The sequence below is a fragment of the Methanobrevibacter sp. UBA412 genome (assembly GCA_002495685.1).
In the GTDB taxonomy this organism is placed as follows: domain Archaea; phylum Methanobacteriota; class Methanobacteria; order Methanobacteriales; family Methanobacteriaceae; genus Methanobrevibacter_A; species Methanobrevibacter_A acididurans.
This window is the reverse complement of the sequence record DAGJ01000017.1, coordinates 31,670-43,836: the sequence shown is the minus strand read 5'-3', so window position 1 is coordinate 43,836 and position 12,167 is coordinate 31,670. Positions and strand designations below refer to the sequence as shown.

The following is a 12,167-nucleotide window of genomic DNA, read 5'->3' as shown; positions in this document are numbered from 1 at the left end:
AATGAAAACAAAAACCGGATTAATCAACAGATTCACACTAAAACTAGAATCCTGGAACATAAAAAATAAAAAACAAAATCATCAACTAAATTTTTGACAGAGCCTCAAACTTTAAAAAAATTATTTAATAAAGTAAAAATAAATAATATATCATTATATTAAAATATTAAGGGGTAAAAAATGAAAAAATTAGTACTGCTCAATGAGGATAATACTAAGATAGGTGAAATCAAAGTTAATCCAAACATTAAGGTAAAGAAGAAACCTTTAACAAAATTAGAAAAATTACCTTTCCAACCATTATTAGATAATAACATTTTAGGGGGGAGGAGTTTTAACACCATATAATGATGATTACATAATACGGAACTTAAGTAAAATAATACCTTTAGTAACTACAGCAGAAGATAACATTAATGGACAATTATACTTCGAAACACTATTTCTAAAACCTTATGATGACTTTAAAAACATCTTTGATAGAGTTTACAATACCGGAAAAACAGAAAAAGTAAATTTAATGTATTATGATGATGATAAATTACTTATAACATTTATAGATACAATATTCAAATATCAGAATAGTATAATTATTAGTATTAATTACGAAAATGAATTCGAAACACTATTTCAAAATGAAAATAATTTATTAAATAATTCTAATAAAGCAATGGCATTTATTATAGATAATCAGATATATAAATGCAACCAAAGCTTTGCTGATTTATTTCAAACTCCTAAAGAAAAATTAATAAATTCCCCATACCCTAAAGATAAAGTAATACTTCAATCAACTAAACCAGATAAATTCATGGAATTAACAAATAAAATCAAAAATAGGGAAAAGTATAATTTTACTGATGAAGTAAAAATTTTACAAAAAGATGGAGAAAGATGGGCTATATTGAATATAATTCCAAAAACAATACATAACCAATTAGGATTACATTTTACATTCATTGATATTACAAACTTAAAAGAAAAAGAATTAAAGGCAATAAAACTTCAAGATGATTTAGAATTTATACAAGAAAATATTTTAATAGCTATAGGAAGTTGTGAAGAAAATAAAATTACTTGGACATCTGAAATATATAAAATATTAGATATACCTCCAAATAAATTCCCTAAAAACACATTTTTAATAAAACAATTTTTAATACCTAAAGACAAAATATTATGGGAATCTTACTTAAATTCTGAAGAAATAACAAGTTTCAAGGACACATTACAAGTAATCACCTATAAAAATAATAAAAAATATTTATCTATAAATGCTAAAACAAAATTTGATAATAATGGTAAAATAAAAAGCAAAACTGCATTTATTCAAGACATAACTGAAATGGTAATTTATCAAAAGAGATTAGAAAAAACCACTACTGAATTATCACAAACATTAGAAGAAAAAGACATACTTGTGAAAGAAGTGCATCATAGAGTTAAAAATAATTTACAAATAATTTTAAGTTTAATGAACCTCGAAAATGCATTTAATAAAAATGATCCTGAAAGTGTAATTGAATCAACTAGAAACAGAATAAATTTTATGGCAAATTTACATGAAATAATTTATAAATCAGCAGATTTAGAAACTGTTAATATTGCAGATTATTTACCTGATATTGGTGAAAGTTTAATTAACTTATATTCTAACCCAATAGAATTTAATACAAGTTTAGAAGATGCTAAAATAAATTTAGATATAGCAATACCTTTAGGATTAATATTAACTGAATTTATAAATAACACTATAAAGTATGCATTTCCTAATGGAGAAAAAGGAACTTTCTATTTAAAATTCCATAAAATAAATAATATGGGTATAGTATCATTTATTGATGATGGAGTAGGATTACCTGAAGATTTTGATTTAAATAATTTAGATAGTTTAGGCTTTACAGTTATTAAAACTTTAACAAAACAAATTAATGGAAAATTAGAAGAAATTAAAAATGTAAAAGGAACATGCTTTGAAATTAAATTCCCAATAAAAAAAAATGAAAAAATAAAAAAATTAAGATTTAATACTATTTAACATATCCGCAATATCATTTAAGTCATTTCCACCAATTAAAATGAAAGCATTATTAGAATGATATGTTCCCATATAATTATATCCTAGTTTACTTGAAACTGCATAAATAGTACAATTTGCATTTAAAGATTTATTAGTTAATTTAGTGTAACTACCTAAATTAGTAGTAACTTCTTTAATATTATTTGAAGTTTCAGGATTAGAAGCATTCAAATATGAAACCATAACATTTTTATTAGTATCTGTGTAAGTTTGTAAATTAGTGTTATTAGAAACATTTACTTGGGTTAAATTAATATCTGAAGGAATTTCCATTGTACAAGAACCTAAACTAATATTATTAGTGTCATTATTATTAGTTACGAATAAATAAACACCAGATACAAGAATTAATAATACAACGATTACAATTACCGCAGTTCTAATAATTTTTTTAGTTAATAATCTCTCATCTTTAGATTCTTTAATTTTAGTTTGTATTTCATATATTGGTTTACCACATTCCGTACAAATACTTGCTCCTTCCTTATTTTCAGCACCACAGTGAGGGCATTTCAATTTTATTCCTCCGAAATTATTATAATTATAATTTAAATTTGTATTTTAAAAAAATGAAAATAAAATATTAAATAGGGTGATCATAAACCTCTGCTTCAGTTGGTTGGCTATCATGTGTATTTTGATATAATAAACCTGTTTTAGTTCCATAAGTTTTATAAGAACCATCACTATAATACACACGGTTATAATCATTTCCATTTATATTAACAGTACCTTGACTAGAAATACCAGAACTAGAAGAACTAGAAGATCCACTATTACTTGAAGAACTACTAGTATCAGAAGAACTAGAGCTAGTAGTATTTTGAATAGTTTTTACTTGTATACTATTAACCATTTCTACTAATTCATCAAGATTATCAGAAGCAACAACTATATAAATTCCAGTAGGATTATAAAGAGCTACATAGCCGAAATCTCCACCAGTACTAATTTTATGAATAGTACAATTATTTACTTTAAGTTTATCATTATTCACAGTAGGATAACTTTCAAAACTGGCTTTTATACCTGCAGCTCCAGCTGCATTAGATAAGGAATCTGTATAAATAAATGTAGTCATTAAATGATTAGTACTATCAACAAAAGAACTTAAACCTGCAGTTGAAGAATTATTAATAAAATTTGCATCATCTGGCACATCCATAGTATAAGCACCAAAATCCATAGTCTTCATATTATTCTGACTAAAAGCAAAATAAGCACCTGCCGCGATTAAAATAACTGCTAAAATAATGATTAAACCGGTAATTATATATTTTTTATTAACATTTCCTAAATTATCAGAACTATTAATTTTCTTAATATTACTATTTAAACTAGCACCACATTTTCTGCAAAATTTCGCACTATCTTCATTTTCTTCTCCACAATTCGAACAATAAATTGTCATTTTTCTTTTTTCCCCTCCATCATGAAAAAAATTAAAAACCTTTTTTATTTATAAACAAAAAATCATTTATAACAATATACAATTATTAAATTTAAAAAAAGTATTATTTAAAATTTTATAAATAAAAATTAATAAGAATAAAAATTTAAAAAATTCAGCTTTGATTAAATACTAAAAATGCTAATATGAACATAATTAAACAAGCTAAAACAACAATTAACGCAGCAATAATAAATTTTTTAGAATCACTTACCCCTTTATTATCATTAGTTTTTATATTATTTTTACTTAAATCAGCACCACACTCATGACAAAATTTCGCATTATCCCGATTATCTTCTCCACATTCTGGGCAATAAACAGTCATAAATTCTCCTCTTACTAATTAATTATTAAAAATTTAAAAAAATCATCATTTAATAGGGAATACTAATTTAAAACCAGCACCCTCACAATCTTCTTTAAATAGCTCACCATTAATTTGAACTGTAAGATTATTAATAATAGTTAAACCTAAAGAAGGACTATTATAAATATTTAAATCTTCAGGTAATCCAATTCCATTATCTTTAAACTTTAAAATAACTTCATCATCAACAACTTTAATGCTTAAAAATATATTTTTTTCATTTTGATTAGTAGATGGAAATGCATATTTAACAGAATTTGTTACAAATTCATTAATTATTAAACTTAAAGGAGTTATATAATCAATTGAAAACTCTATGTCATTATTAATATCATAATGAATAATAATTTCATTTTCCAGTTCATATAAATTCAATATACTATGACAATAATCTTTAAAGAAATCTTCAACATTAACATGTGATAAATTTTCAGATTCATAAGTTTTTTGATGGATTAAAGCCATAGCTTCAATACGACTCTTAGTAGAATCTAAAATTGATTTTAAATCATTTTTATTATATCTTTCATCTAAACTAATCAAACTTAAAATTATTTGTAAATTATTTTTAACTCTATGATGAATTTCCTTTAAAAGCACTGTTTTATCATGATCTGCACATTCAAGTCGTCGTTCACGTAAAACTGTTTCAGTTTCATCTAACATGTATGAAACAGATGAAGCAGGAATTCCATCATCATCCCAAGAAATAATTTTATTAAAAATTAATAAATGTTTAATTTTATCATTTTTTAATTTAACTGTACAATGAAAATCGGATTCTAAAACCTGATTCTCGCACAATTTATTTAAATATACATTAAAATTTATCTTATCTTCTGGTGTTAAAAATTTTAAAACATTATTTATATTACTATGAATTTCAAATGGTTCTGTTTCAAGGATATTAAAAAATTCATCTGTGACAAAAAACCCTTTTTGAGAATCATAACTTAAAAGAGCAAATTTTTCATGAGATTCAACTAATTTCAAAGCTTTTTCCACAGTCAAAGATTTATCATAAATATTTTTATTTTTAGTATAATCAAAAATTTTAAATAATGCTGCATTTTGATGATTATACTGTATTGGAGCACCTGTAATATTATACCAATGAGTTTCTCCCTTGGAATCATTAAATTCCATTAATTGTAATGTTTGAAAAATTTTATTTATTAATAATTGACTAGTTCTTTCATTAAAAGATTCCATTGAATAATCTAAAGGGTGAAGATGAACATTTTCAAAATCATAATCTTTTTTTGAAAAATCAACTTGTGAAATTTCTATCATTTCTAAAAATTTAGCATTAACTTTAACAAATTTATCATCTTGATAAATAGCTAAACCATAAGGTGAATTTTCAAATATACTCTTAGTTTCACTAAGTTGATTTAAAACTAAATCAGTATCATCTTTAATTAAAAGAAAAGCAAGATCTCCAGAAATTATTATATTACAATCATAATGTTTAAATAAAAGATTATCATCTGGATATTCATTTATTTGAAAGTGTATGGATGTTTTTTTCTTAAAAGCTTCTTGTAATAAATTTAAAATACGAATATTAACATAAACCGGAAATACTTCAGAAAAGAGACAACCCTTAATTTCTTCATCATTCTTTATTTTACAATGATTTTTAATTAATTTGCTTAAATGTTGAACAATGAAATCTTCACCATCTTTATAAGGGATGAAAATATTTACATCATAATCTACTAATTGTAAAACATCTTCATAAATGAAATCTGGAACTTTTTTAACAAGGTTTGAAGGGGTGTAAAAATCTGTGAATTTTTCAATTTTTTGTTTTGTGATATAATTTTTATCACCACCTAAAACTTCAAACATCATATTTTTAGTACCCTCATAATATTATATTATTCTATAATAATTCTATATGTCCCTCATTATTAGTTGCTTCTTCTTTACCAATCATGTAATCAATAACATCAGTTATACGTTTACTAGTTTTTTTACTAGTTGATTTAAAACCGAAATTATTTGCTACTTTTTTAACTAATTTCTTGGTTTCTACAGATTGCTGAAGTTTAAGAACTAATAAGACATTTTCTTTAATTTCTGCATCACTTATAAAGTTAATATTAGGTTTTACTCTTTTTCTAACTAATACAATCTTACTTCCATTATAGAATAAGAAATCGCCTTCACGTTTAATGAATCCTTCATCTTCAGAATATTTTAATGCTAAATTAATAGCATCTTTAAATTTGGTTCCTGCTCTTTTAAGGTTACAAGATTCACGTAAACGTAAAATTAATGTATCAATATGTATTGGACTTTCTTGTTTAATAATATCATCAATGTCTATTGAAACATCTTTAATTGGTCTTTCATATAAATCTGCAGGTTTAGTGATTTTAATATTATTTGCTTCTTCATATGAAACAACATAATCTTCCATATTAGTTACTTTTCTTGAAATCTTTCTATCATCATAAGATTTAAGAACATTATTTAATTGTTTTTCTTTTTTAGTAATATCATCGTTTATATTACTAATAATTGTATCTAAATTATCATCAACAGGTGTTTTATAATCCGCTTGCTCTTCATCATTTTCAGCATGTGCAGGTGTTATAGAGTTATCTTCTTCTTCCATACGGTCTATAACATAAACATCCTCAATTTCCGTTGGGTTTTCAATTTCTTTTAATGATGCATCTATATATTTAAGTTCATTTTTCATTTCATTTAAGGATTGAGTTAAAGCTTTTAATGAATACTTATCTTTAGGTTTATCATCCACAAAATCTTCACGATATACTGTATTTTTACGTAGAGGATTATTTAAATCAGTAGCAGGATCATAATAACCATCATTTTCATAATCATCATAAAAATCAGAATCTTCAACTTCTTTTAAATCTTCTTCACTATGTTCTGGAGTGATTACATCATCCCAACTATTTTTATCTTCTTTTGTTGGAGTGACTTTATGGATAGACTCATCCCCGTGAATTGAACCTTTAGCTATTTCTTCAATATTTTCTTCTTCATCGGGAGTAATTACATCAATATTTGAAATGTCCGCTTCGTCAGGATTAACTGTAATTACATCAGGAGAGTTTAATGAATTTATAACCTCTTGATTAATTTCTTCATCAATTTCAGGAATATTCACTTTCTTTCTGAATTTTACTTTTGATTTAGAAGGCTTTTCCACATCTTCAATAGTATTGTGAAATTTAACATTTGAATTATCTTTATTAGATTCATCTTCGTTTAAAGAACTTTCTTCATGAGAATCTTGATTTGTTGATATATTTTCATCAATTGATTCTTCAACATTTATATTTTCATCTCTTTTAGATCCACCAGTTAATTTTTCATTAATATTATTGGTTAATTTAGATATGAAAGAATGTTTTTGTTTTTCATCAGTTATACTATCACCGACTCCATTATCTTTTATAATTTCATCAGAAACTTGATTTTTATTTTTAAATTTTAATTTTTTATTAGTCTCAAATTTTTCTTCAGTGCTTTTATTATCGGATATATTATTAATGTTTATATCTTTAGATATATTATTGTTTATATGATTTTGTGAAATATTTGAATTTTTATCTTCAAATTCTGGTTTTGAAATGTTATTATTAGTTGTTTGATTTAATTTATTATCAGTTATTACTGGAGTAGATTCTTCTTCATATAATAGGTCATTTATTATTGGAGTGTTTTTTTCTGAATCTGGAATATTTTTATTTACCTCTGATTTAGACTTTTTATCATCAGTTTCTTGTGTTTGATTAATATTTGCAGATTCTGAAGTTTCATTAACCCTATTTTCTCCTTCATCTAATATAATATTACTCTCAGATTCTTCAATAGATGAATTAATAACAATGTTTTCATCAGTTTCTTTATCATTTGATTCATCATCATTTTGATCTGCCGGAGTATATGTTGTAACTGGAACAATTTTCATAGCTTCATAATCATTTAACTCACTAAGAATTTCATTTTTAACAGTCTCTTTCTGATTAAACTCAACAGCTTCTAATAATCTTTTACGTGATAAATCTCTATTACGATACCAATCTGTACTCCATAAATGATAAATATTCCAACCTAATCCTTCTAACAGTTGATCACGTAAACGATCACGATCGGTAGCAACTTTACTAGAAGCATATATTTTACCATCAGTTTCTATACCTAAAATATAACGACCCGGATTATTCGCATCAACAACAGCTAAATCAACTCTAAATCCTGCACATCCAACTTGTTTATCAACAGTATAACCATTTTCAACAAGGAAATTATAAACAGCATCTTCAAATGGTTCCCTAATTTCATTATTTCCTTTTCTAGGACCATAATTAAGATTTTCAGCATATTCTAAAAAGTCTTTTAAAGCCTTAACACCAAAAGGAGGATTAGCTGCTAAATGCATATTCTGTGCCTTAAAATTACTAAAAACAACACATTTTTCCCTAGCTCTAGTAATTAAAACATTAAGTCTACGTTCTCCCCCTTCCTGATTTAAAGGACCAAAATTAAGACTCATTTTACCATCTTTATCAAACCCATAACCTACACTAATTAGGATAACATCTCGTTCATCCCCTTGTATAGTTTCTAAATTCTTAACAAAGAAACGTTCATCACGATTTTCATTAAATAAAGGCTCCAATTCTGGATGGTATTTACGTTGAATTTCTAATTCTTCTATAATAGCATTTCTTTGAGATACACTAAAAGTACCTACTCCTAAAGATTTAGTATCTCCATATTTTTGGAAATGTTTAAATATTTCTTCAACAACAAGTTTAGCTTCCCCAAAGTTATTACTAGAATTACCTCTATCATAATAAGTAGAACTATCATAATGGAATTTTAATCCAAGCTCAGAATCATTATGACTAGGTGAAGGATATACTAATAAATTATTATCATAAAATTCTTCATTACTAACAGCAATTAAAGATTCATGTCTACTTCGGTAATGCCATTTTAACATTTTTACAGGGAATGATAATTTACATAAATGAAGAATACTTTCCATATCTAAAGCAGTAGCAACTTCTTCTTCACTATCTGCATCAGTCATCTGATCAAAAAAGCTTGTAGGAGGTAATTGTTGAGTATCACCCATAACAACAGCAGTATCCGCACGCATAAATGCGCCTAAAGCATCTTCAGGTTTTACTTGACTGGCTTCATCAAAAATAACAACATCAAATTCTAATTTTTCATTAGTAGGATCTAAATACTGAGCAATACTTAAAGGACTCATCATAAAACATGGCTTAATCTTTTTAATAGTGCCCCCTGCTTTTTCAAGTAATGTTCTAACAGGCAAATGTCCACTTTTACGTGTAAATTCACCAGCTAATACTTGAGATTCTTCATCATCAGCAGCTCCAAAAATTTGAGGGATTTTATTATTTAACTTATTATATATTCGTTTACGATTTAATTTAATCATTTCACGATCTAAATCCCTAAATTCACTAATACGATTTTCATGTAATTCCCCAATAAATGTAGATAAAGTAGGATTTTCACTGAAAACAATATTTAGTAGACTATCTGCAAAATTACCTAAAACCAATGGTTTAACATCATACTTACCTATTTTACGTTTTTCAATGGTATCTACGAAAATTTTAGCATTAGTTTGTTTACATTTATTTTTAATACTTAAATATTGACTCCACAAATGTAAACTAGATAATTGACCTTTCCATTCACTTAATTGATTACTCCATTCACTAAATAACACATCTGCTTTATCTTTTTTAAATAATAGTTGACTTCTAGGATTTAATTTATCTTCTAAACGATTTAAACTTTTAACAAATACATCTCCAGCAGCAAGATAACTTTGAACATTTTCAAATGCATTAAGTTCATACAAATCATTTTTTAAAATCTCAATTGTTTTTTCTGAAAAAGTACCATTTGCAAGCAAATCATTAAATTCACGCATCCACTTTTCAACTACATAATAATTATTAAAAGGTTCCTTGACATCCCATAATTTACCAAAATATCGTTTACCCGCTTCTTCATAACTATCAATAACTCTTTTAGCATTAAAATATTTTTTAAGACGAGTTAAATCACGTAAAGCAATTTTATCTGAAGGAACTTCTCCCTTATAAATATTTTTTAACTGACTTTTAAAAGTATTACCACCAAAGAAATGGAATTTTTTCTGATTAGATTTTTCAATTTCAGAAATAAGAGAATCCAAATCAATAAGTAAAACATTATCATTAAATTTTTCCATAATTCTAACAGTATCCTGATAATCTTTTACATGTTGAATTAACTCTGAAGCTTTACGCGGAGAAGAAATCCATTCAAAATTACCAATAATATCAGGATCAATTAATTCAGTATTACGAGTATCTAAAACTTTTAAAGCTTCAATACTATATTTATACTCATTTAAACTGTTAGGAACCTTAATACCATAAATATCATTAACACTACTAGCTTCTACCATAAAATTATCAAGACTATCTAAAGTATCATCTATTAAAAATTCAATTTCACGTAAATCTTGAGGAAGTAAACTTTTAGGATTAGTTAAATTCCATGGATTATCTTTAGTTATAGTACTACGTAATTCAGCTAAACTTTCTAATAAAGTTATGATTTCATCTAAGTCTTTCATAGTCAAATTTTCACTATTAGAAAATCTAACTAAAGGCAATAAACGACCTTTTTTACTATAATAATCATCTGCAGATTCTTTAATACCATATAATTGAAAAGGACTTAATTTAACTTCATATAATGGTTGATGGATAATATCAGCATATTCATCTAATTGAGAACGTAACTTCTCTAATTTTCGAATTGTTCTATCAATATCCAAATTAGATTTTGAATGAACATTAACACTTCTCTCAAGATCCTTTAACATTTTTTTACGACGAGCTTTATGAGAATGTAATTCTAAAACAAATTTACCTAAACCTACATTCTCCATACGATTTTTAACAACTTCTAAAGCTGCCATTTTTTCACTAACAAAAAGAACTGTTTTATCTTCCGCTAATAATTCCGCAATAAGATTCACAATAGTTTGAGATTTACCTGTACCTGGAGGACCTTCCACAACTAGATTATGTCCAGCTTTAACATTTTCAATAGCTGCAATTTGAGAAGAATCTGCATCCAAAACATTATACATATCTTTATAATTTAATTTAGAATCAACATCTTCTTCAGTAAAAGTATCCTCATAAACATTTTGACTAGGATCAAAAATTGATTCTATTAATGAATACCTATCTCTAATTTCACTATTTTTAAATGCATCAGGATCTAAATCTTCATACATTAAAAATTTAGTGAAACTGAAAAAACCTAATGCAACATTGTCTAAAATTTCCCAATTTTTCTGACTACGTACAGCATCTTTTACTTTGCGAAGGTAATGTTCAACCCCTTCAACATAATTTGTTTGTTTAAACTCCGGTAATTCAATACCATCCTCTAACAATTTAGCTTTTAAAGAAATATTAGTTTTAATTTCTTCCCCTGTCCAATCTATTGTGAAACTTTTCCCTATTTTTTTACGTTCCATTTCTACAGGTATGAGAATTAAAGGTGCTAAATTATTTTGTTTAGGTTTATGACCATCTTGCCATTTAAGAAAACCTACTGCAATATAAAGGATATTATAACCTTGTTCTTGCAACATAGTTTTAGCTTGTTGATTAATATAAAAAAGTCTTTTCTGCAATTCTGAAGGAGACAAATCTGCTTTTAATGTTCTATCCCCATCTTTGAAAATACTTAAATCTAATGAGGGATGTTCCCAAATATTTCGTAAACGTGACTTATCTTCTTCTTTCTTATTTGGTGAAAAAGTCATTGTATAATCTTGCAACACTAATGTTTGATAAATATTAGTTGGTGATTGATTAGTAATTGTTAATGTTTTAGATCTAGGTTTAAAATTTAATAATTGGTTACGTAATGTTAAATCTAATAAGTTTTTCCTTAGATTATAAAATTCTTTTGCAATTTTTTTTGAAGAATATGCCATGTTTACACCAAATATAAAAGTAATATACTATTTATCAAACTTAATATATTAAAATTTATATTTAATTTTAATAATTAATAAATTTAATCTTTTAATAATTTCAATTAAGTATTATAATTAAATTAGAAAGTATTTATAAATGATTAAAATGTTTTTATAAAATTTTCACGACAATAATTTAATTTAACAACAGAAAATTAAATAAACAATACAATTTAATGTAAAG

General features: G+C 25.4%; 7 protein-coding genes. 2 read left to right on the top strand and 5 right to left on the bottom strand.

Going from position 1 to position 12,167, the window contains the following annotated elements:
• The first annotated feature begins 180 nt into the window (after window positions 1-180).
• Window positions 181-348: a hypothetical protein gene (locus BP997_RS04975; protein WP_413828294.1), complete on the top strand. Its 168-nt coding sequence runs from the start codon at window positions 181-183 to the stop codon at window positions 346-348.
• Window positions 349-520: 172 nt separating this feature from the next.
• The gene (locus tag BP997_RS04970; protein WP_413828971.1) at window positions 521-2,038 is read left to right on the top strand and encodes a PAS domain-containing sensor histidine kinase; all 1,518 of its coding nucleotides are present in this window, start codon (window positions 521-523) and stop codon (window positions 2,036-2,038) included.
• Here BP997_RS04970 and BP997_RS04965 read toward each other — a convergent pair.
• The 5 genes from BP997_RS04965 to BP997_RS04945 form a co-directional block, all read right to left on the bottom strand.
• Window positions 2,018-2,596 (bottom strand): zinc ribbon domain-containing protein, encoded by a 579-nt coding sequence (locus tag BP997_RS04965; RefSeq protein ID WP_413828969.1) that lies wholly within the window; start codon window positions 2,594-2,596, stop codon window positions 2,018-2,020. The genes BP997_RS04970 and BP997_RS04965 overlap by 21 nt on opposite strands.
• Window positions 2,597-2,663: 67 nt before the next feature.
• The gene (locus BP997_RS04960) at window positions 2,664-3,491 is read right to left on the bottom strand and encodes a zinc ribbon domain-containing protein (protein ID WP_413828296.1); all 828 of its coding nucleotides are present in this window, start codon (window positions 3,489-3,491) and stop codon (window positions 2,664-2,666) included.
• Between the two features lie 154 nt (window positions 3,492-3,645).
• Window positions 3,646-3,858 (bottom strand): zinc-ribbon domain-containing protein, encoded by a 213-nt coding sequence (locus BP997_RS04955; protein ID WP_413825325.1) that lies wholly within the window; start codon window positions 3,856-3,858, stop codon window positions 3,646-3,648.
• A gap of 45 nt (window positions 3,859-3,903) precedes the next feature.
• Window positions 3,904-5,757, bottom strand: coding sequence for a PAS domain-containing sensor histidine kinase (locus tag BP997_RS04950; RefSeq protein ID WP_413828967.1), 1,854 nt, complete (start codon window positions 5,755-5,757; stop codon window positions 3,904-3,906).
• A gap of 31 nt (window positions 5,758-5,788) precedes the next feature.
• Window positions 5,789-11,941 carry a DUF3320 domain-containing protein gene (locus BP997_RS04945; protein ID WP_413828965.1) on the bottom strand — a complete coding sequence of 2,051 codons (6,153 nt, stop codon included), beginning with the start codon at window positions 11,939-11,941 and terminating at the stop codon, window positions 5,789-5,791.
• Between the last annotated feature and the right edge of the window lie 226 nt (window positions 11,942-12,167).

Bases quoted from the DNA above. Each gene is read 5' to 3' on its own strand.
- BP997_RS04975 (WP_413828294.1), top strand. From the start codon at position 181: ATGAAAAAATTAGTACTGCTCAATGAGGATAATACTAAGATAGGTGAA.
- BP997_RS04970 (WP_413828971.1), top strand. From the start codon at position 521: ATGTATTATGATGATGATAAATTACTTATAACATTTATAGATACAATA.
- BP997_RS04960 (WP_413828296.1), bottom strand. From the start codon at position 3,491: ATGACAATTTATTGTTCGAATTGTGGAGAAGAAAATGAAGATAGTGCG.
- BP997_RS04955 (WP_413825325.1), bottom strand. From the start codon at position 3,858: ATGACTGTTTATTGCCCAGAATGTGGAGAAGATAATCGGGATAATGCG.
- BP997_RS04950 (WP_413828967.1), bottom strand. From the start codon at position 5,757: ATGATGTTTGAAGTTTTAGGTGGTGATAAAAATTATATCACAAAACAA.
- BP997_RS04945 (WP_413828965.1), bottom strand. From the start codon at position 11,941: ATGGCATATTCTTCAAAAAAAATTGCAAAAGAATTTTATAATCTAAGG.